This is a genomic window from Streptomyces sp. NPDC087215 (assembly GCF_044744885.1).
In the GTDB taxonomy this organism is placed as follows: Bacteria; Actinomycetota; Actinomycetes; order Streptomycetales; family Streptomycetaceae; genus Streptomyces.
Map to the genome: position 1 here is coordinate 237,957 of NZ_JBIUZD010000002.1, position 19,675 is coordinate 257,631.

General features: G+C 72.1%; 18 protein-coding genes. 13 read left to right on the forward strand and 5 right to left on the reverse strand.

Annotation, left to right across the window (positions count from 1 at the left end):
* The first annotated feature begins 2 nt into the window (after positions 1 to 2).
* Together ACIO92_RS05700 and ACIO92_RS05705 are read left to right on the forward strand one after the other, a co-directional pair.
* On the forward strand, positions 3 to 1,295 hold the full coding sequence (locus tag ACIO92_RS05700; protein WP_402284351.1) for a hemolysin family protein: 1,293 nt from the start codon (positions 3 to 5) through the stop codon (positions 1,293 to 1,295).
* The gene (locus ACIO92_RS05705) at positions 1,295 to 1,648 is read left to right on the forward strand and encodes an MmcQ/YjbR family DNA-binding protein (RefSeq protein ID WP_351796562.1); all 354 of its coding nucleotides are present in this window, start codon (positions 1,295 to 1,297) and stop codon (positions 1,646 to 1,648) included. Before ACIO92_RS05700 ends, ACIO92_RS05705 begins: the two co-directional genes overlap by 1 nt.
* A gap of 1 nt (position 1,649) precedes the next feature.
* Here ACIO92_RS05705 and ACIO92_RS05710 read toward each other — a convergent pair whose 3' ends face one another.
* Positions 1,650 to 3,053, reverse strand: coding sequence for an MFS transporter (locus ACIO92_RS05710; RefSeq protein WP_402284354.1), 1,404 nt, complete (start codon positions 3,051 to 3,053; stop codon positions 1,650 to 1,652).
* A 196-nt stretch (positions 3,054 to 3,249) separates the two neighbouring features.
* Between ACIO92_RS05710 and ACIO92_RS05715 the strand changes: the two genes are divergently transcribed.
* The 6 genes from ACIO92_RS05715 (at position 3,250) to era (ending at position 9,028) form a co-directional block, all read left to right on the forward strand.
* Complete coding sequence (locus ACIO92_RS05715) at positions 3,250 to 4,134, forward strand: helix-turn-helix transcriptional regulator (RefSeq protein WP_366440519.1); 885 nt, start codon at positions 3,250 to 3,252, stop codon at positions 4,132 to 4,134.
* Positions 4,135 to 4,162: 28 nt separating this feature from the next.
* Positions 4,163 to 4,525: a cytidine deaminase gene (locus ACIO92_RS05720; protein WP_366440518.1), complete on the forward strand. Its 363-nt coding sequence runs from the start codon at positions 4,163 to 4,165 to the stop codon at positions 4,523 to 4,525.
* 398 nt (positions 4,526 to 4,923) lie between these two features.
* Complete coding sequence (locus tag ACIO92_RS05725) at positions 4,924 to 5,400, forward strand: hypothetical protein (protein ID WP_401238044.1); 477 nt, start codon at positions 4,924 to 4,926, stop codon at positions 5,398 to 5,400.
* Positions 5,401 to 5,619: 219 nt separating this feature from the next.
* Positions 5,620 to 6,960, forward strand: coding sequence for a beta-xylosidase (locus ACIO92_RS05730; protein ID WP_402284356.1), 1,341 nt, complete (start codon positions 5,620 to 5,622; stop codon positions 6,958 to 6,960).
* Positions 6,961 to 7,028: 68 nt separating this feature from the next.
* Positions 7,029 to 8,048 (forward strand): WxL protein peptidoglycan domain-containing protein, encoded by a 1,020-nt coding sequence (locus tag ACIO92_RS05735; protein WP_366440515.1) that lies wholly within the window; start codon positions 7,029 to 7,031, stop codon positions 8,046 to 8,048.
* Between the two features lie 29 nt (positions 8,049 to 8,077).
* Positions 8,078 to 9,028 carry a GTPase Era gene (gene era, locus ACIO92_RS05740; protein WP_401238050.1) on the forward strand — a complete coding sequence of 317 codons (951 nt, stop codon included), beginning with the start codon at positions 8,078 to 8,080 and terminating at the stop codon, positions 9,026 to 9,028.
* 117 nt (positions 9,029 to 9,145) lie between these two features.
* Here the strand turns inward: era and ACIO92_RS05745 are convergent, their stop codons facing one another.
* The 3 genes from ACIO92_RS05745 to ACIO92_RS05755 form a co-directional block, all read right to left on the reverse strand.
* Entirely contained in the window at positions 9,146 to 10,318 is a 1,173-nt protein-coding gene (locus ACIO92_RS05745; protein WP_402055282.1) for a teichoic acid biosynthesis protein C, read from the reverse strand.
* Positions 10,319 to 10,463: 145 nt separating this feature from the next.
* Positions 10,464 to 10,727: a protealysin inhibitor emfourin gene (locus tag ACIO92_RS05750; protein WP_366440513.1), complete on the reverse strand. Its 264-nt coding sequence runs from the start codon at positions 10,725 to 10,727 to the stop codon at positions 10,464 to 10,466.
* 21 nt (positions 10,728 to 10,748) lie between these two features.
* On the reverse strand, positions 10,749 to 11,789 hold the full coding sequence (locus ACIO92_RS05755; protein ID WP_366440512.1) for a M4 family metallopeptidase: 1,041 nt from the start codon (positions 11,787 to 11,789) through the stop codon (positions 10,749 to 10,751).
* 320 nt (positions 11,790 to 12,109) lie between these two features.
* Here ACIO92_RS05755 and leuA point away from each other — a divergent pair, with 320 nt between their 5' ends.
* The 3 genes from leuA (at position 12,110) to ACIO92_RS05770 (ending at position 16,282) form a co-directional block, all read left to right on the forward strand.
* A complete protein-coding gene (leuA, locus tag ACIO92_RS05760) occupies positions 12,110 to 13,873 on the forward strand; it encodes a 2-isopropylmalate synthase (protein WP_366440511.1) in 1,764 nt (587 codons plus the stop codon).
* A gap of 263 nt (positions 13,874 to 14,136) precedes the next feature.
* A complete protein-coding gene (locus tag ACIO92_RS05765; RefSeq protein WP_401238060.1) occupies positions 14,137 to 15,468 on the forward strand; it encodes a choice-of-anchor A family protein in 1,332 nt (443 codons plus the stop codon).
* Positions 15,469 to 15,589: 121 nt separating this feature from the next.
* Positions 15,590 to 16,282, forward strand: coding sequence for a TerB family tellurite resistance protein (locus tag ACIO92_RS05770; protein WP_366440509.1), 693 nt, complete (start codon positions 15,590 to 15,592; stop codon positions 16,280 to 16,282).
* Positions 16,283 to 16,570: 288 nt separating this feature from the next.
* Here the strand turns inward: ACIO92_RS05770 and ACIO92_RS05775 are convergent, their stop codons facing one another.
* Positions 16,571 to 17,941 carry an FAD-dependent oxidoreductase gene (locus ACIO92_RS05775; protein WP_402055289.1) on the reverse strand — a complete coding sequence of 457 codons (1,371 nt, stop codon included), beginning with the start codon at positions 17,939 to 17,941 and terminating at the stop codon, positions 16,571 to 16,573.
* A 533-nt stretch (positions 17,942 to 18,474) separates the two neighbouring features.
* Here ACIO92_RS05775 and ACIO92_RS05780 point away from each other — a divergent pair.
* Together ACIO92_RS05780 and recO are read left to right on the forward strand one after the other, a co-directional pair.
* The gene (locus tag ACIO92_RS05780; protein ID WP_351789314.1) at positions 18,475 to 18,690 is read left to right on the forward strand and encodes a hypothetical protein; all 216 of its coding nucleotides are present in this window, start codon (positions 18,475 to 18,477) and stop codon (positions 18,688 to 18,690) included.
* Positions 18,691 to 18,917: 227 nt separating this feature from the next.
* Entirely contained in the window at positions 18,918 to 19,667 is a 750-nt protein-coding gene (recO, locus tag ACIO92_RS05785; RefSeq protein WP_366440506.1) for a DNA repair protein RecO, read from the forward strand.
* The last annotated feature ends 8 nt before the right edge of the window (positions 19,668 to 19,675 follow it).

A 19,675-nucleotide genomic window follows, 5' to 3' on the forward strand; every position in this document is an offset into this window, starting at 1 on the left:
CGATGGACGTCTCGCTGATCCTCGGGGCGGTCGCCCTGGTCGTCGTGGCCTGGCTGGCCGCGTGCGCCGAGGCCGGTCTGGCCCGGGTCTCCAGCTTCCGCGCCGCCGAGGCCGTACGGTCCGGGCGGCGCGGGGCGGAGAAGCTCGCCCAGGTCGCCTCGGACCCCACCCGCTACCTCAACGTGGCGCTCCTCGTGCGCGTCGCCTGCGAGACGGCGGCGGGCGTCCTCGTCACGTACGTCTGCCTCGAAGCCTTCCCGGAGACCTGGGAGGCGCTCCTCGTCGCCATCGCGGTGATGGTCCTCGTCTCCTATGTGGCCGTCGGCGTCTCGCCCCGTACGATCGGCCGCCAGCACCCGCTGAACACGGCGACGGCCGCCGCGTACGTGCTGCTGCCGCTGGCCCGGATCATGGGGCCGATCCCGCAGCTGCTGATCCTCATCGGCAACGCGCTGACACCGGGCAAGGGCTTCCGCAAGGGTCCCTTCGCCTCCGAGGCGGAGCTGCGGGCCCTGGTGGACCTCGCCGAGAGCGAGTCGCTGATCGAGGACGAGGAGCGCCGGATGGTGCACTCGGTCTTCGAGCTGGGCGACACCCTCGTGCGGGAGGTGATGGTGCCCCGGACCGACCTGGTCTGCATCGAGCGGTACAAGACGATCCGTCAGGCCCTCACCCTCGCGCTGCGCTCCGGTTTCTCGCGCATCCCGGTCACCGGGGAGAACGAGGACGACATCGTCGGCATCGTGTATCTGAAGGACCTGGTCAGGAAGTCGCACATCAACCGGGAGTCCGAGGCGGACCTGGTGTCGACGGCGATGCGGGCCGCCGCCTTCGTCCCCGACACCAAGAACGCCGGTGACCTGCTGCGCGAGATGCAGCTGGAGCGCAACCACGTCGCCGTCGTCATCGACGAGTACGGCGGCACGGCGGGCATCGTCACCATCGAGGACATCCTGGAGGAGATCGTCGGGGAGATCACCGACGAGTACGACCGGGAGCTGCCGCCGGTCACGGACCTCGGCGGGGGCCGTCACCGGGTGACCGCCCGGCTCGACATCGGCGACCTCGGCGAGCTGTACGGCCTGGGGCCCGACGAGTACGACGACGAGGACGTGGAGACCGTCGGCGGTCTGCTCGCGAAGGCGCTCGGCCGGGTGCCGATCGCGGGCGCGAAGGCGGTCGTGGAGCTGCCGGACGGGCGTTCGCTGCGGCTGACGGCCGAGTCCCCGGCCGGCCGCCGGAACAAGATCGTCACCGTTCTGGTGGAACCCCTGGAACCGGAGGAGACCCCGTAGTGACCCCCGACGAGCTGCGCGCCTTCTGCCTGGACCTCAACGACGCGACGGAGGAGTTCCCGTTCACCCCGGAGACCTCCGTCTTCAAGGTCGCCGGGAAGATGTTCGCGCTCTCGGCGCTGGACTCCGAGCCGCTGCGGGTCAACCTCAAGTGCGATCCGGACGAGGCGGTACGGCTCCGCGAGGAGCACCCCGGCGTCGCGCCCGGCTATCACATGAACAAGCGGCACTGGAACACGGTGAGCGTGGGAGAGCTCCCGGACCGGATGGTCCGGGAGCTCGTCGAGGACTCGTACGACCTCGTGGTCGCCGGTCTTCCCCGCGCGGTACGGCTCCGCCTCGACCGCCCCTGAGTCACTGGCGCCGCAGTCCGAGGCCCACCAGGGCGGCGGCGCCGAGCAGGATGGCCGCGTCCAGGACGAGGACGGTGCGGACACCGCCGTACAGGTCGCCGCCGGTGGTGGCGAGGACCCCGAGCAGCGGGATGCCGATCGTGAGGCCGACCTGCTGGGTGGTGGTCACCAGTCCGGTCGCCAGGCCCTGCTTCCCGTCGGGTACGCCGGAGGTGGCGGTCAGCCCGTACGCGATGATCGCGCCGAGGTGGCACATCGACGCCAGTGAGACCGCGACGGTCGCCAGGACCGCGCCCGACTCCCGGCCGAGCCCGAGCAGCGCGGCGGTCAGCAGGCCCTGTCCGGCGAGCGAGCCGACGAGGACGCGGCGGGCGCCGATCCGGCCGATCAGCTTCGGCGCCAGTGTTCCCGCGATCACGGACATCACGCCCTGCACACCGAAGACCAGGCCGGTGGCGAACGCCGAGAGGCCCAGGGTGTCCTGGAGGTACAGGGTGAGGACGAAGACGACGGTCGACATCATCGAGAAGGTGACCAGTCCGCCCAGGTTGCCGAAGGCGACCGTGGGCCGCCGCAGCATCGGCAGCGAGACCAGCGGCGCCGCCGCGCGGGACTCGACCCGCACGAACAGCCCGAGCAGCAGTACGCCCGCCACCAGCGTGACCAGGACGTCCGCGCCGCCGAAGCCGCGCTCGGCGGCCGTGGACAGGGCGTAGATCAGGGAGAGCAGTCCGAGGGTGACGGTCACCGCGCCGGGCACGTCGAGCCGGGGCCGTTCGGGGGTGCGGGACTCGGGGAGCAGCCGGGGGGCGAGCGGCAGCACGATCGCGCTGAAGAGGGCGAGCAGGCCCATGGTGGAGCGCCAGCCGAGGGTGTCGGTCATGACGCCGCCGAGGACCATGCCGACGGTGAAGCCGAGCGAGAGCAGGGTGCCGGAGATGCCGAGCGCCCGGTCGCGCAGCGGGCCCTCGGGGAAGGTGGTGGTCAGCAGGGACATGCCGGTGGGCACGATCGCGGCGGCGCCGAGGCCCTGGAGGGCGCGGGCGGTGAGGAAGGAGGCCGGGTCCCAGGCGAAGGTGGCGAGCAGCGAGGCCGCGCCGAAGAGGGTGAGCCCGGCGAGGAACAGCTTCTTGCGTCCGTAGAGGTCGCCGACGCGGCCGAAGAGCAGCAGGAAGCCGCCCGAGGGCAGGGCGAAGGCGGTGACGGCCCACTGGAGGGCGGTCCGGTCGAGGCCGAGGTCGGCGCCGAGGACGGGCAGGGCGACGTTCAGTACGGAGAAGTCGAGCGCCACCATGAACTGGGCGGCGCACAGCACGAAGAGGACGAGCCGGGTGCGGCCGGTGAGGGCCGGGGGAGCGGGGGCGGGGTTCCGGGCGGGGGCCTCGGCGGAGGTCAGGGTCGGCATGTCCCCACCTTCGGTGTCCGGGAACAACGGTGGGGAGCGGGAACTTATCCTGTTGGCCGTACCACCAGGCACGACCGGGCACGACCGGGCACCACGAGGCACGACCAGGCACGACCGGGCACCACGAGGCACGACCAGGCACGACCGGGCACCACGAGGCACGACCGGGCATCACCACGCATCCAGGGGGAAGTACGTGGCCACCGCCGTCGAGAGCGTCACCGCGAAGCAGCACCGGCTGGGGCAGCTCCGTGAGTTCCTGATGAGCCGCCGGGCCCGGGTGAGCCCGGCCGAGGCGGGGCTGCCGGACGGCGGGCGCCGCAGGACCCCGGGGCTGCGCCGGGAGGAGGTGGCCGTCCTCGCGGGTGTCGGGGCCAGCTGGTACCAGTGGCTGGAGCAGGGCAGGGACATCACGGTCTCGCCGCAGGTGCTGGACTCGGTGGCGCGGGTGCTGCGGCTGAGCCCGGCGGAGCGGCGCCATCTGTACGTCCTGGCGGCGCTGAACCCGCCGGTCGCGGAGACCGCCCCGGAGGACCTGGACATGTGCGAGGGGCTGCGGCGGCTGATCGACGCGTGGACGCCGTTCCCCGCGCACATCATGGACGCCTACTGGAACACGGTCGTCCACAACGACGCGGCGGCGATCGTGCTGGGGATGCGGCCGGGCGTCCCGCAGAACTGCCTGGTGAGCTTCTTCACCGATCCGCTGTACCGGACGCGGGCGGCGCACTGGGCGCGGAGCGCGCCGAAGGTCGTCGCGCAGTTCCGTTCGGCCTGCTCGGAGTCCCCGGAGGACGAGGGGTTCCGGGTGGTGGTCGAGGGGCTCAAGGAGCTGAGTCCGGAGTTCGCGGAGCTGTGGGAGCGGCAGGACGTCAGGCCGGGCGGCCAGAACCGCAAGGAGCTGGAGCATCCGCTGGCGGGCACCCTGATGATGGAGGCGACCCAGCTGCGGGTCCCGGCCCGGCCGGACCTGGTGATCGTGCTGCACACGCCGCTGCCGGAGGCGCACACGGTGGAGAAGCTGGAGTGGCTGGCGTCACCGGAGGGGCGCCGGGGGGCGATGTACCCGGTCGCGGGCTGATCCCCGGGGCGGACCTATGCTCAGGGGCATGACACTCAGCAGCGAGCACGGCGACCTCGGCGCCGAGGACTTGAAGATCATCACGCTGGCGCGCAGCGCCCGCGCCCGCAACGGTGTGCCCGAGGGCGCCGCGGTGCGCGACGAGACCGGTCGGACGTACGTGGCGGGGACCGTGGAGCTGGAGTCGCTCCGGCTGAGCGCGCTGCGGACCGCCGTCGCGATGGCGGTGGCCAGCGGGGCCCGGTCCCTGGAGGCGGCGGCCGTGGTGTCGAGCGCGCAGGCCGCGTCGGACGAGGACCGGGCGGCGGTCCGGGACCTCGGCGGCCCGGAGACCCCGGTGCTGCTCGCGGGTCCCGACGGGCAGTTGCGCGCGGCGGTCACGGCGGGCTGAACGCGTCCCGTCCGGGCGCGGGTTCCCGCGGCGCGGTGCGGGACGGCCGTACGGAAGGCCGCGTGGACGGCCGTACGGGAAGGCCGCGTGAAGAACGTACGCAAGGCCGCGTGGACGGCCGTACGGGAAGGCCGCGCGCACGGTCGTGACGGACGGCCGCGCGGACGGCCCGGCCCGGCGGTGGGGCCGTACGGCGAGAACAGGACACGGAGGGGCCCGGTGGTGTGCCGGGCCCCTCCGTCTTGTGTCCTTGTGAACGATCACCGCGTCTTCTCTTGCCTTCCCCGGCGGTCTGCGTCTCAATGAACACCGGTCCGCCCGACGGACCGTCAGATCTCTCGTCCTCCACGCAGTGTCCGCACCCCTGCGTTCGTCATCGGAAGGGGTTCGAACTAGCCATGAGAAGAAGAAGCACCACGGGGACCGTCGCGGTCCTCGCCGGGGGCCTCGCCGCCGCCGGACTCGCCTTCGCCCCGTCGGCCGCCGCCGTCTCGCCCGGCTCGGCCACGGCGACGTACGACTGCGGCAGCTGGGGCGGCGGCACCGCCACCCTCGCCGCCACGCAGAGCGGCACGGCCGCGACCATCACCCTCACCTCGGGCATCACGACGCCGATCGCGGTCGGCGCCGACCAGATCGGCGCGACGCTGACGATGGCCAAGGGCGGCGGTGGCACCCGGGTCTTCACCGGCAAGAAGAACCCGGCGCTCCCCGCCGGCGGGACGGTGAAGATCGGTCCGCTCGCCGGGACCGTGGCCTCGGGCGACAGCCTCAACTCGTACTTCGCGGGTGTCGCCCTCAAGATGGTGATCTTCGGGGTCACGGTGAACTGCGACGCCGTCACCTCGCAGACGCCCGGCCCGTTCGTCTTCTAGCCGAGCACGCTCCGCCCCGGACCGGTGTCGCCCTCGGGCGGCACCGGTCTCCGTCGTGTTCCGGCTCCGGCCGTCCCGCCGGTGACCTGCGAAAAGTCCCGGCCGGGACGATCTTGACAGTATCTGACGGGACATCAGTCGATGTCTCCCGCGTGCCTTGACTTCTCTTCACCGACGGCCGTCAATGGCGCCCACTCATTCCTCAGGAGGGGGCACACCATGGCACTCACCCGATCCCGGGCGGCCGTCCGAAGACGGCGCTGGACCGCCGTCCTCGGCGCCACCGCCCTCGCGTTCGCGGGCGGCGGCGCGCTCGCCACCCCCGCCGGTGCGACCAGCAGTTCCGTGGAGGTGCAGTACCAGACCCGCTGCATCCCGCCGCCGATCGCGGGCATCCCGCCCATCCAGGGCACCACCACCGCCCTCGTCTCGGTCGACAAGAGCAGCCCCAAGGTCGGCGACGTCGTGACCGTCACCTACACGATCACCAAGCCCGCCGCGTCCAACCCGGTCGACCTCGCCCTCCCGGCCGACATCATGACGCCCAGCGGCAAGGTCGTCCTCGGCGGCGCCCAGAGCGGCGCCGTCACCGTCACCGGCCCCAAGAAGAACCCGCCGGTCCCCGGCAAGGGCTCCTTCCCGGCCTTCTCCATGACCGGCACCTTCACGGTCACCCAGGCCGGAACGATCACCCTGTCGCCCGGCGACTACAACATCCACACCAGCTACATCATGGAGCTGGACACCCCCTGTACGGTCCTCGACCCGCCCGCCCCGGTCTCCGACACGGTCACCGCGAGCCCGGTGACCAGCCCCAACACCCGGGCCCTCCAGCTGGAGACGCCCTCCGGCGCCCCCGGCGTCCGGGTCACCGTCAACGGCTCCCGCTTCACTCCGCTCACCGACGTCACCGTCGTCGGCCGCGCGGGAGCGGCCGAGACCGCCGACCGGATGACCGTCACCACCGACAGCGAGGGCTCCTTCGCGGCCCGCCTCAAGGTCAACGACAAGGCGACCACCGGGATCGTGGCCTACGAGGGCGCCTCCTGGAACGCCGAGAAGGGCGCGGGCCCGGCCGCCTACACCGTCGTCGACGACACCCCCGATCCGCCGGGCAGCCAGCGGATCACCGCGTCCGTCACGGCGGGCGAACTGTCCATGACCCAGGCGGGCGACGCCGTGCAGCTCTCCGCCGTGGACTTCGGCCAGGGCGGCGCCGCCACCGGCAACCTCCAGACCGTGACCGTCAAGGACTTCCGCGGCGGCCCCGCGGGCTGGTCCCTCACCGGCAAGGTCACCGACTTCACCGGCCCCGGCGGCTCCCTCGGCGCCGGGAACCTCAGCTGGACCCCGTCCTGCACCGCCAAGGCGGGCAGCCCCAGCACCTGCGCGGCCGGGTCCGCAGGACCCGTCGGCAGCGGCGGCGCGACCCTCGCCTCCACCCCGAACGGCGCCCTCACGGGCGGCGAGTTCACCGTCGACGCGGGCCTCTCCCTCGACGTCCCGGCGTTCACCGCGCCCGGATCGTACGCGGGCGTGCTCACGCTGACCCTGTCCTGACCGCACGGCGGGCCGGGCGCGCACCCGGCCGGTCCGCCGCCGATCCGCACCCCGGGAGGTTCCGCACCGTGCGCGTCGAACCGTACGTCCTCCGCGTCAAGCCGTACGCCCTCCTCCTGAGCGCCCTCCTCCTGCTCCTGGGCCTCGCGCCGCGCGCCGGGGCGGCGGAGAACGGCGAATGGGCGGTCTATCCGGCGTCCGCCCGGCCGGGCAGCCGCCCCTACTTCTTCCTCACCGCCGACCCGGGCGCCACCGTCACCGACCGGGTCACCGTCACCAACCGGACGAACGGCCCGCTGACCTTCCGGCTCTACGGCGCCGACGCCTACAACACCGACCGCGACGGCGGCTTCGCCGTCCGCACCCGGCAGGAGAGGCAGACCGGTGCCGGAGCCTGGATCACCCCAGAGAAGACCCGGATCACCGTCCCGCCCCGCTCCGCCGTCACCGTCCCCTACACGCTGACCGTCCCCGCCGACGCCGACCCCGGCGACCACCCCGGCGCCCTCGTCGCCCTCGACGAACGGATCGGGCCCGCCACCGGGGGCACGGTCGCCGTCGGCGTCCAGCGGGCCGTCGCCGCCCGCGTCTACCTCCGGGTCACCGGCCCGACCGTGCCCGCCCTCGCCGTCGAGGACATCACCCTCGACCAGGACCTGCCGCTGGTCCCCGGCACCCGCGACGGCAGCGCCCTCGTCTCGTACACCCTGCACAACCGGGGCAACGTCACCCTCAGCCCCGAGGTCGCGCTCCGCGCCGAGGGGCTCTTCGGCCGCACCCTCCTCGCCCGCGGCCTGACCGGGGTGCCCGCCGAACTGCTGCCCCGGCAGAAGATCCGGCTCACCGCGCGGTGGAACGGCTCCCCCCAGTTCGACCGGGGGGACATCACCCTCACCGCCACCGCGAAGGACGTACGGGAGACCGGCACCGTCTCCTTCCTCGCCGTGCCCTGGACCGCCCTCTGCGCCCTCCTCGCGGCGGGCGCCGCCACCGTCCTCGGCCTGCGGCTCCGCCGCCGCGGGACGGCCCGCCGGGACCCCCGTACGGACCCCGTGGAGGAGGCTCCGGTACCCGTGGGCACGCACTGAGTGCGTACGGCGGGCGCTCATCGGGGACAATGGCCTCCATGAGCGCTCGCAACCAAGAATCCGAAGCCGTCCACCGGGCCGGCTTCGCCTGCTTCGTCGGCCGCCCCAACGCGGGCAAGTCCACCCTCACGAACGCTCTGGTCGGTCAGAAGGTGGCCATCACCTCGAACCGGCCGCAGACCACCCGGCACACCGTCCGGGGCATCGTGCACCGCCCCGAGGCCCAGCTGATCCTGGTCGACACCCCGGGCCTCCACAAGCCGCGCACCCTCCTCGGCGAGCGGCTCAACGACGTGGTCCGCGCCACCTGGGCCGAGGTCGACGTGATCGGCTTCTGCCTGCCCGCCGACCAGAAGCTCGGACCCGGCGACCGGTTCATCGCCAAGGAACTCGCCGGGATCAAGAAGACCCCCAAGATCGCGATCATCACCAAGACCGACCTGGTCGACTCCAAGACCCTCGCCGAGCAGCTCATCGCGATCGACCAGCTCGGCAAGGAGCTGGGCTTCGAGTGGACGCAGATCGTGCCCGTCTCGGCCGTCGGCGACAAGCAGGTCCAGCTCGTCGCCGACCTGCTGATCCCGCTGCTCCCCGAGTCCCCGCCGCTCTACCCGGAGGGCGACCTCACCGACGAGCCGGAGCAGGTCATGGTCGCGGAGCTGATCCGCGAGGCCGCCCTCGAAGGCGTCCGGGACGAGCTGCCGCACTCGATCGCGGTGGTCGTCGAGGAGATGATCCCGCGCGAGAACCGCCCGGCGGACCGGCCGCTGCTCGACATCCACGCCAACGTGTACATCGAGCGCCCCAGCCAGAAGGGCATCATCATCGGCCCGAAGGGCAGCCGCCTCAAGGAGGTCGGCATGAAGTCCCGCAAGCACATCGAGGCGCTGCTCGGCACCCCGGTCTTCCTCGATCTGCACGTGAAGGTCGCCAAGGACTGGCAGCGCGACCCGAAGCAGCTGCGGAAGCTCGGCTTCTAGCGACGGGCCCCGGAAGGGGCGCGGACCGCGACGAGGGCCGCGCCCGGGACTTCTCCCCGGACGCGGCCCCTTCTCATGCCGTGACGCCGCCCTGCGGTGACGTCGTGCCGTCCCGCCCTACGGCTGGATCAGCGAGTCCTTGTAGTAGACCGAGGCCGTGCGCTGGCCCGGGGTGTCCCCCGAGGCGAAGCCCATGCAGAGGCGGAACACCTCGGGCTCGGACGCCTTCGGGATCTGGACGGCCAGGCCCTCCGGCTCCCGGAACGGCAGCGTGTAGCCCGCCTTCGAGTGGAAGGTCCTGATGATCTGGCCGGTGTTCAGGTCCACCGAGGTGAGGTGGGTGTTCCCCACGCCCGGCGGGGAGATGACGATCTTGGGAGTGGACGGATCGCCGTCATGGTCCTGGGTGTAGCCGTACGAGTTGCCGTGCAGCATGTAGAGGTACTGGCCGGCCACCGCGTACCCCTGGAACGAGGGCTTTCCGTAGAGGTCGCGGTCGATCTGGACCGCGGGCTCGGCGATCTCGGCCAGCGGCGCGCCGAAGTCGCCCGCCCGCGCCGCCGCCAGGTCGAAGATCCGGTAGCGCATCCCGTTCAGGCTGTAGCGGACCACCAGGCGGTTGTTGAGCGGGTCGACGCCCGCGGTGTTGTTCACGCTGCCGGGTACGGGGGTGAACTTCTGGAGCGAGGTGCTGGTGGCGTCCAGGGGCGTGTGGGAACTGCTGAACTTGAAGCGGCAGAGGCGCCGCCCCCGGCTGGTCCCCTCCTCGGTGTCCTGGACGGCGTCGACCTCGGTCCACAGGTAGGTGCCGCTCCCGGACGGCTCGACGCCGATGCCGACGCCGTGGCCGAAGCCCCGCAGATACATGTGGCCCGTGAGGCTCGCGCTTCCGGCGCCCTCCGCCGTGTCGGGGCCGAGGGTCCACTCGGTGATCGCCAGGTCGCCGTGGAGGTCGCGGGTGGCGGCGGGGACCGGCGCGGACTCGCCCGCGAGCTGGAGTCCGCCGCCGATGAGCTGGGCGAAGTAGAGACGCCGGTTGACGTTGTCGAAGCCGAGGGACTGGATGACCGTCCCCCGCTGCACGGCTTTCTCACGGAAGTAGGCCGGGCCGGTGTTGCCCTCGACCCGGATCAGTTTCGACGGCGGCAGTGCCAGGGCGGCGCCCGTCGCCCCGGTGCGCGGGCCCACCGCGCTCGCGGTTGCGGCGGTCGCCCCGATCCCGGCGACGGACAGGGCGGCGACACCGCTCAACGAGAGGAAGCCGCGTCGGCCGAGCTGACTGTCGTTCATGTGTGCTCCATTTTCGCGGGGTTGACGGAGGTGGCGCCATCCTCGCAGGACACGGCCCGGCCTTCGAACAACAGAGCGATATGGGGCGACATGGGGGGCCCGGCGTTCGGCGGCGCCCGCGCGCGGCGCGCGCCGTCCCTCTCGACTACGCGCCTTCCTTGAGGACCCTCGTGATGAGGGTCCGCTGCGCCTCGGTCAGCCGCGGGTCGCCGCAGTGGACCGTGCGGCCGTCGACGGTGATCTCGTACCGGAAGCCGTCCGGGACGCCCCGGCCCGTGTCGTCGCCGTCCGCGAGCACCCGGTCGGCGAGGGCGTGCCACTCGGCGGCGTCCGCCAGTGCGCCGGTGTCCACCTCCGCCGACCGCTCGATCCCCGCGAAACCGCCCGTGCGCCGCACTCGAATCCGCATGGGACCTGTGTACCAGCCGGATCAGTCGGACGGCAGCCCGACCGCGGACCAGGCCTTCAGGACGGCCTGGAGCTCCGTCCCGTCGCCGTACCGGGCGCGCGCCGCCGCCACGGTGGCCGCCGCGAACTCCGCGAACCGGTCCTCGGGGGTGAGGGTCCCGCCGGTCATCACGTCGTACCAGATCTGCCCGGCCCGCTCCCAGGCGTTGCCGCCCAGCTCGGTCGCGAGCAGGTAGAAGGCGTGGTTGGGGATGCCGGAGTTGATGTGGACGCCGCCGTTGTCCCGGCTGGTGCGGACGTAGTGGTCCATGTGGCCGGGCTGCGGGTCCTTGCCGAGGACGTCGTCGTCGTACGCGGTGCCCGGCGCCTTCATGGAGCGCAGCGCCGTGCCGTGGTCGACTCCGGGGCCGAGCAGCCCCGCGCCGATCAGCCAGTCGGCCTGGGTGGTGCTCTGGCCGAGGGCGTGCTGCTTGACCAGGACGCCGAAGACGTCGGAGACGGACTCGTTGAGGGCGCCCGACTGGCCGTAGTACTCCAGGTTCGCCGTGTGCTGGGTGAAGCCGTGGGTGAGTTCGTGCCCGATGACGTCCACCGGGATGGTGAAGTCGAGGAAGAGGTCCCCGTCCCCGTCGCCGAACACCATCTGCTGGCCGTCCCAGAAGGCGTTGTTGTACCGCTCGCCGTAGTGGACGCTCGCGTGCAGGGGCAGCCCCGCCCCGTCCAGCGAGTCCCGTCCGTAGACCGCCCGGAAGAGGTCGAACGTGGCACCGAGACCGGCGTGGGCGCGGTTCACGGTCGCGTCGGTGCCGGGCGCGTCGCCCTCGCCGCGGACCTTCCTGCCGGGCAGGACCTCCTGGTGCCCGGCGTCGTAGATCGTGCGGTTCGGCTTGGAGGAGTCCGAGGGCGCCGGGGCGGCCACGTCCCGGACACCGGTCACCCGGCGGCGGGTCCGCAGGGCGGCGTCGGCCTCCAGGGTGCGCAGGGCCGCGTCGTTCCCGTCCCGGGCCAGCTTGTCCAGGACGTGCGGCGGGATGATCGAGCAGAAGACGGGAGTGTGGGTCATCTCTGCAATGTGGCACTGCGTGACCCCGCTGTCACGGGCTGAGACGGGAATTGGCGAAATGGAGTGATGCGTCACCGTTGGGTCTTGACGTGGAGGCCGTCCCGCATACTGGAACGGCACGTCCGCCTCCGTCGTCCTCGGCTAGGCTGCGGGACATCATGCGTTTCGGGCTGCTTCTCCTTAGCTGCCGCGGCGAGGGCCTGTAGTCGTAGGCCGACCCCCTCCCCGCGGGACCTGGTGTTGCGTTCGACAGTCGGCCTCCCCCGAGTCCCGTGAAGGACGGGGGAACCCCCTCCCGCTGTACCGAGGAGCCCAACGCCATGTCCCAGTCCCCCTTCGTCAGCCGTCCCACGCCCGTCACCAACGCGACGCGGCTGCAGAAGCCGTCCGGGATGCCGATCCACAAGTACGGCCGGTACGAGGCCGTCGAGATCCCCGACCGGACCTGGCCCGAGCAGCGGATCACCCGGGCTCCGCGCTGGCTCTCCACGGACCTGCGCGACGGCAACCAGGCACTGATCGACCCGATGTCCCCGGCCCGCAAGCGAGAGATGTTCGACCTGCTGGTCCGCATGGGCTACAAGGAGATCGAGGTCGGGTTCCCGTCCTCCGGCGAGACGGACTTCGCGTTCGTGCGCTCGATCATCGAAGAGGGCGCGATCCCGGACGACGTCACCATCTCCGTACTGACCCAGGCCCGCGAGGACCTGATCGAGCGGACCGTGGAGTCGCTGATCGGCGCGAAGCGCGCCACCGTCCACCTGTACAACGCGACCGCGCCCACCTTCCGCCGGGTCGTCTTCCGCGGCTCGAAGGAGCAGATCAAGCAGATCGCGGTGGACGGCACGCGGCTGGTGATGGAGTACGCGGAGAAGCTGCTGGGCCCGGAGACGGTGTTCGGCTACCAGTACAGCCCCGAGATCTTCACCGACACCGAGCTGGACTTCGCGCTGGAGGTCTGCGAGGCGGTCTGTGACGTCTGGCAGCCGGGTCCGGGCCGCGAGATCATCCTCAACCTGCCCGCCACGGTGGAGCGTTCGACGCCGTCCACCCACGCGGACCGGTTCGAGTGGATGTCCCGGAACCTGACCCGCCGGGAGTACGTGTGCCTGTCGGTGCACCCGCACAACGACCGGGGCACGGCGGTCGCGGCGGCCGAGCTGGCGCTGATGGCGGGCGCCGACCGCGTCGAGGGCTGCCTGTTCGGACAGGGCGAGCGCACCGGCAACGTGGACCTGGTGACCCTCGGGATGAACCTGTTCAGCCAGGGCGTGGACCCGCAGGTCGACTTCTCGCAGATCGACGAGATCCGCCGGACCAGCGAGTACTGCAACCAGATGGAGGTCCACCCGCGCCACCCCTACGCGGGCGACCTGGTCTACACCGCCTTCTCCGGCTCCCACCAGGACGCCATCAAGAAGGGCTTCGACGCGATGGAGGCCGACGCCGCCGCGGCGGGGAAGACGGTCGACGACATCGAGTGGGCGGTGCCGTACCTGCCCATCGACCCGAAGGACGTGGGCCGCTCCTACGAGGCGGTCATCCGGGTCAACTCCCAGTCCGGCAAGGGCGGCATCGCGTACGTCCTGAAGAACGACCACAAGCTGGACCTGCCCCGCCGGATGCAGATCGAGTTCTCCCGGATCATCCAGCAGATGACCGACAGCGAGGGCGGCGAGGTCACCCCGGCCGCGATCTGGTCGGTCTTCCAGGACGAGTACCTGCCCAACCCGGACAACGCCTGGGGCCGTGTGCAGCTCCGCTCCGGCCAGTCCACCTCGGACACCGACGGCACGGACACGCTGACCGTCGAGGCGGTCGTGGACGGTACGGAGACCGTGCTGACGGGCTCGGGCAACGGCCCGATCTCCGCGTTCTTCGCCGCGCTCCAGGCGGTCGGCGTCGACGCCCGGCTGCTGGACTACCAGGAGCACACGATGAGCGAGGGCGCCTCCGCGCAGGCCGCCTCGTACATCGAGTGCGCCATCGACGGCAAGGTCCTGTGGGGCATCGGCATCGACGCCAACACGACCCGCGCCTCCCTGAAGGCGGTCGTCTCGGCGGTCAACCGCTCCGCCCGCTGACGCTTCCCACCGTCGCCGCCCCGTACCTCTCCGTCAGGTGCGGGGCAGCGGCACATGTGAAACGCGTCACAGTTTCAGCTTCGCTTAAGGTGAGTGATCCCTCTATGTCGGATTGACCGCCATATGAGATGAGTTGACGGTAGATCAGGGAATGGCGGAAAGTCGGGGCGTCCCTTCGGATACATCCCCCACACACTCCCCACGCACTCCCCGCACATCCCCCCACGCGCCCCTTTCGCACCTCCCCTGAGCTGGAGTTTCGTATGCGCACGACCGCTGCCGTGGCCGCCGCCCTCGCGGTGACCGGTGCCGCCCTCGGCTGGGCCCCCGTCGCTTCCGCCACGACCACGGCGGAGTGTGTGACGAATCCGCTCGGCATCGCCGGCCACTACGCCGAGTTCGTCGAGAAGGACTCCGTCCGGCACTCGGACTCCGAGGGCGCGGTCGCCGTCGGCGGCGACGCCACCTTCGGCGACCCCAAGAGGCCCTCGGGCTTCTCCATCGGCCACAAGCTGACCGCAGCCGACCTCGCCCGGCTGCCCGGCGGCCACAGCCTCGTCGTCGGCGGCACCCTGTACGCCAACCAGGTCGTCCTCGACAACGGCACCGGCATAGCCGGGAAGGTCGTCAACCGCTCCACGCCCGGCCAGGGCTTCGGCGTCGACGGCGACAAGGTCAAGGAGGGCTCCTCGCCGATCGACTTCGGCAAGGAGTTCACCGAGCTGCGCGCCCTGTCCACCGGCTGGGCGGGCGTCAAGCCGAACGGCGAGGCCGCCGTGGACGGCAGGAGCCTCCTGCTGACCGGCACCGACGCCCGGCTGAACGTCTTCGCGGTGAGCGCCGCCGACCTCCAGAAGGCGGGCGAGATCTACGTCAAGGTGCCCACCGGCGCCTCCACCCTGGTGAACGTCGTCGGCGGCTCGTACGACATGCACACCCGCCCCACCTCCAGCGTCTGGCTCTGGGACGCGCAGGTGAAGAACTTCGTGATCGACGACTACGCCTCCGGCAGCGCCGACTTCAAGGAGGTCCGCTCCAAGCTGCTGTGGAACTTCCCGGAGGCCACGAGCGTGAAGAAGAACTACACCTCCTGGCCCGGCACGATCCTCGCGCCCAACGCGGCCGTCTCCATGGGCAGCTCGGCCTACGGCCCCGGTCACGTCAACGGCTCCGTCATCGCCGGGTCCCTCGACACCGTCCCCGGCGCCGAGACCCACCAGATGAACTTCACCGGCTGCCTCCCCAAGGAGACGAAGCCGGGCCCGGTCGTCACCCCGGAGACCCCGAAGCCCACCGAGACCACCGTCCCCACCCCGACGGTCACCCCCTCGGCCACTCCCAGCGAGGGCGGCGCGACGCCGAGCGCCTCCGAGACGCCGGGCGGTTCCGCCTCCCCGTCCACCCCGGCCGGCCCCGGCGAGTCCACCACCGCCCCGGCCGCGACGCCGACCCCGGCGCCGTCCGCCACCCCGGAGGGTGATCTCGCCTCGACCGGTTCGGCCATCGGACCGGGCACGATCGCCGCCGCGGCGGCCGCCGTCCTCGTCGGCGGAGGCTTCCTGGCCTTCGCAAAGCGCCGCCGCCGCACTTCCTGAGCGGTGACGTGTCTCGGCCATCCGCACGACGAACTCATGACGGGGTGCTGACGCCACATCGAGGATGTGGCTAACATCACGCCAACGCCGGCAGTGCAGCCGGGCCGTCGAGGAGGTGCGTGTGCGGTCTGCCCGGGATTCACGTGGTGGGAAAGTGGGCGTATGCGGGATCCGCACCTCCTGGAACACCGTCGGGGACGGTGAGTTCTTCTGCGAGGAGTGCGGAGGCGACCGCAACTACCGGCGGCGCACCGGCCGCCGCCGGTTCGCCGTCCTCGGGGTGCCGGTCCTGCCCCGCGGGTGTACGGGGCCGGTCGTCGAATGCGCCGCCTGCCACACGCACTTCGGCACGGAGGTGCTGGACTCCCCGACGACCGGCCGGTTCTCCGCGATGCTGCGGGACGCCGTGCACACCGTCGCCCTCGCCGTCCTCGCGGCGGGCGGCACCGACTCGCGCGAGGTCCTCGACCGGGCCGTGAGCGCGGTCAGGTCCGCCGGATTCGCCGAGTGCACGGCCGTCCAGCTCGTCGACCTCGTGGCGGCCCTGGAGGCCGACACCGGGCGCTTCATGCCCGAGGTGAACCCGGAGGGCGCGCTCCTCGCGATCGAGCTGCACGAGGCCCTGGAGCCGCTCACACCGCACCTGGCGCCCGCCGGACGGGAGGCCCTGCTGCTCGGGGCCGCCCGGATCGCCCTCGCGGACGGGGTCTACAGCCCGGCCGAGCAGGAGGTCCTGGGCACCGTGGGGAACGCGCTCGCGCTCGCCCCCGACGACGTCGCCCGGCTCCTCGCCTCGGCGCGCACGGTGGCCTGACCGGCGCCCCGGACACCGTACGGGCACATACGACGGCTCCGGCCCCCGGCCCCGCCCCCCCCCGGGGGGGGGGGGGCGGGGGCGGGGGCGGGGGGGGGCCCGGGGGCGGGGGCGGCCGGGAGGGTGGCCACGGGCTGGGGGCCGTGGGCGGGGGGCCGGCCCGGGCGCCCCCCCCCCCCCCCGCCCCCCCCCGGGGGCGCCGCCCCCCGCCCCCCCCCCCCCGGGGGGGGGGGGGGCCGGGGGCCGGAGCCGTCGTGCGCACGGGGCGGGGTCCGCCGTGCGCGGAGGTCAGCCGATGGCGCCGCTGGCGCGCAGCATGTCCTCGCGCTCGACTATCTTCACGCGCTCGCGGCCCTGCGGCTCGCCCAGCGCCTTCTCGGCGGCGTCCAGGGCGTACCAGCCCTCCCACGTCGTGTACGTGAGGCCCCGGCCCTCCAGGAAGGACACGACCGCGTCCGGCTCGGGGGTGGCGGGGGCGAGCAGGCGCCCGTTCGCGAAGTCGTCCAGGAGGTTCGCCACGGTCTCGTTGGCGTCGCCCTTGGTGTGGCCGATGAGGCCGACGGGACCGCGCCGGATCCAGCCCGTGACGTACGTGGAGGCCAGGTGCTCGCCGGTCTCCTCGACCACCCGGCCGCCCCGGTCGGGGACGGTGCCGCTGGCGGTGTCCCAGGGCAGCTTGGGCAGTTCGTCGGAGAGGTAGCCGACCGCGCGGTAGACCGCCCGGACGTCCCAGTCGGTGGTGGCGCCGGTCCCCTTCACCTTGCCCGTGCCGTCCAGTTCGGTGCGCTCGGTGCGCAGGCCGACGACCCGGCCGTCCTCGCCGAGGATCTCGACGGGCGACTCGAAGAAGTGCAGGAAGAGCTTGTGCGGGCGGTCGCCGGCATCGCGGATCGCCCAGTTCTCCAGCGTCTTGGCGACCATGTCGGTCTGCTTGTTCTTGCGCCGCTCGGCGATCGAGCCCTCGTCGTAGTCGATGTCCTCGGGGTTGACGATGACCTCGATGTTCGGCGAGTGGTCCAGCTCGCGCAGCTCCATGGGGCTGAACTTGGCCTGGGCCGGGCCGCGACGGCCGAAGACGTGGATCTCGACGGCCTTGTTGGCCTTGAGGCCCTCGTGCACGTTGGCGGGGATCTCGGTCGGCAGCAGTTCCTCGGCGGTCTTGGCGAGGATGCGGGCGATGTCGAGGGCCACGTTGCCGACGCCGAGGACGGCGACCTTCTCCGCGTGGAGCGGCCAGGTGCGCGGGACGTCCGGGTGGCCGTCGTACCAGGAGGCGAAGTCGGCGGCGCCGTACGAGCCGTCCAGTTCCACGCCCGGGATGCTCAGCGGGCGGTCGGCCATCGCGCCGGTGGAGAAGACCACGGCGTCGTAGAAGGCGCGCAGGTCGTCCAGGTGCACGTCGGTGCCGTAGTCGATGTTGCCGAAGAGGCGGACCTGCGGCTTGTCGAGGACCTGGTGGAGGGCGGTGATGATGCCCTTGATGCGGGGGTGGTCGGGGGCGACGCCGTAGCGGATGAGGCCGAAGGGGGCGGGCATCCGCTCGAAGAGGTCGATGGACACACCCGGCTCTGCGGCGGCCTCGGACTTCAGCAGCGCATCGGCGGCGTAGATTCCGGCGGGGCCGGCGCCGACTATCGCGACCCGGAGGGGGCGGGGCATGAGTGGGTTCCCTTCGCAAACGACGTGGCGGCGAAGCCGCCGACACTTAGGTCACCCTAAATATCGCACGGTGCGCGGCGGTACCCGCCCCCGGCCTATGGACCCATAAGGCGAACTTATGACTTCTCCAAGGGTGGCTAGGTTTCGGAGGTCCCGCGGGGAGGTGCCGACCGGGCCCGCCGTCGCCCTTTCCGTCCGGTCGGAAGCGTGGCCGGAGCCGGGCCCGCGCCCGGTCCGCGCCCCTCCTGCGCCCGTTCCGCCTCCGTTCCGCGCCCGCTCCGTCTCCGTTCGAAAAGCGCGTGAATTTTCCGCGTCCCATTCGATTTCCCGCACCGCATTCCCTCACTGCTTTCGAATTGGCTGCTCGAACAGGGTAACTTCCCTGACTCCTACGGCACTTGCGTGACCTGCGGGTCTGCTGATTCCACGGATGCGCTTCCGCTCTGGTGAGGCGAAGCGGGAAATGGATTCAGAAAGGCATACGTTGGTGGGAGAAGACACGGAGAAGGCGCCCACGGGGAGGAGAACCGGTCATGACACTGCCCATCGGGTCGTACGTCGTGGAGATCCGCACAGGGCGGGTCGGAAGGGTCATGGGCCACGAGGGGCCCTACGTCCAGGTCCGCCCGCTGGGCGGCGGACGCGAATGGGACGTCGAGCCCGAAGGCGTGCGGGAGGCCACCTCCGCCGAGCGGATCAGCGCGGCCACCGCGCACGCGAACGCGCGGAGCCGGGGCGAAGTGTCCTGACCGGACGCGGACCGGATGCCCGGGGCCGGTGCGGTGGAGACGGAAGCGCCCCGACGCGGCCCCGGGCGTGAGCGCGGACCCGGGTGGGCGCGGGCGTACGGGCCCCCGGGGCCGGTACCCCTTCCCGTGCGGACGGAGAGAACCCGCCACCCCCGGTCCCGCCACCCCCGGTCCCGGTCCCGGCACCCCCGGTCCCGGCGCCCCCTCCCGTACGCGAGAATGGGCCCATGAGCCTGTTCCGCGACGACGGCATCGTGCTGCGCACCCAGAAGCTGGGCGAAGCGGACCGCATCATCACCCTCCTCACCCGAGGTCACGGACGCGTACGGGCGGTGGCCCGGGGCGTCCGGCGGACCAAGTCCAAGTTCGGCGCGAGGCTCGAACCGTTCTCCCACGTCGACGTGCAGTTCTTCGCCCGGGGGAGCGAACTCGTCGGACGCACCCTGCCCCTCTGCACCCAGAGCGAGACCATCGCCCCCTACGGCGGCGGCATCGTCACCGACTACGCCCGCTACACCGCCGGCACCGCCATGCTGGAGACGGCCGAACGCTTCACCGACCACGAGGGCGAACCCGCCGTCCAGCAGTACCTGCTGCTCGTGGGCGGACTGCGGACCCTCGCCCGGGGCGAGCACGCCCCCCACCTCGTCCTCGACGCCTTCCTGCTCCGCTCCCTCGCCGTGAACGGCTACGCGCCCAGCTTCGGGGACTGCGCCCGCTGCGGGCTCGACGGCCCCAACCGGTTCTTCTCGGTCGGCGCGGGCGGAGTCGTCTGCGCCGACTGCCGGGTGCCGGGAAGCGTCGTACCCTCTGCGGAGGCCATCGGCCTGCTCAGCGCGCTGCTCACGGGCGACTGGGCGACTGCGGACGCGTGCGAGCCGCGTCACGTCAGGGAGGGCAGCGGGCTGGTGTCCGCCTATCTGCACTGGCACCTGGAGCGCGGCCTGCGCTCCCTGCGGTACGTAGAGAAGAGCTAGGAGATCCA

Excerpts from the sequence above, each read along its gene's own strand:
- ACIO92_RS05710 (WP_402284354.1), bottom strand. The coding sequence starts at position 3,053 with ATGCCGACCCTGACCTCCGCCGAGGCCCCCGCCCGGAACCCCGCCCCC.
- ACIO92_RS05725 (WP_401238044.1), top strand. The coding sequence starts at position 4,924 with ATGAGAAGAAGAAGCACCACGGGGACCGTCGCGGTCCTCGCCGGGGGC.
- recO (WP_366440506.1), top strand. The coding sequence starts at position 18,918 with ATGAGCCTGTTCCGCGACGACGGCATCGTGCTGCGCACCCAGAAGCTG.
- ACIO92_RS05765 (WP_401238060.1), top strand. The coding sequence starts at position 14,137 with ATGCGCACGACCGCTGCCGTGGCCGCCGCCCTCGCGGTGACCGGTGCC.
- ACIO92_RS05780 (WP_351789314.1), top strand. The coding sequence starts at position 18,475 with ATGACACTGCCCATCGGGTCGTACGTCGTGGAGATCCGCACAGGGCGG.
- ACIO92_RS05755 (WP_366440512.1), bottom strand. The coding sequence starts at position 11,789 with ATGACCCACACTCCCGTCTTCTGCTCGATCATCCCGCCGCACGTCCTG.
- ACIO92_RS05730 (WP_402284356.1), top strand. The coding sequence starts at position 5,620 with ATGGCACTCACCCGATCCCGGGCGGCCGTCCGAAGACGGCGCTGGACC.
- leuA (WP_366440511.1), top strand. The coding sequence starts at position 12,110 with ATGTCCCAGTCCCCCTTCGTCAGCCGTCCCACGCCCGTCACCAACGCG.
- ACIO92_RS05745 (WP_402055282.1), bottom strand. The coding sequence starts at position 10,318 with ATGAACGACAGTCAGCTCGGCCGACGCGGCTTCCTCTCGTTGAGCGGT.
- ACIO92_RS05720 (WP_366440518.1), top strand. The coding sequence starts at position 4,163 with ATGACACTCAGCAGCGAGCACGGCGACCTCGGCGCCGAGGACTTGAAG.
- era (WP_401238050.1), top strand. The coding sequence starts at position 8,078 with ATGGCCTCCATGAGCGCTCGCAACCAAGAATCCGAAGCCGTCCACCGG.
- ACIO92_RS05700 (WP_402284351.1), top strand. The coding sequence starts at position 3 with ATGGACGTCTCGCTGATCCTCGGGGCGGTCGCCCTGGTCGTCGTGGCC.
- ACIO92_RS05775 (WP_402055289.1), bottom strand. The coding sequence starts at position 17,941 with ATGCCCCGCCCCCTCCGGGTCGCGATAGTCGGCGCCGGCCCCGCCGGA.
- ACIO92_RS05750 (WP_366440513.1), bottom strand. The coding sequence starts at position 10,727 with ATGCGGATTCGAGTGCGGCGCACGGGCGGTTTCGCGGGGATCGAGCGG.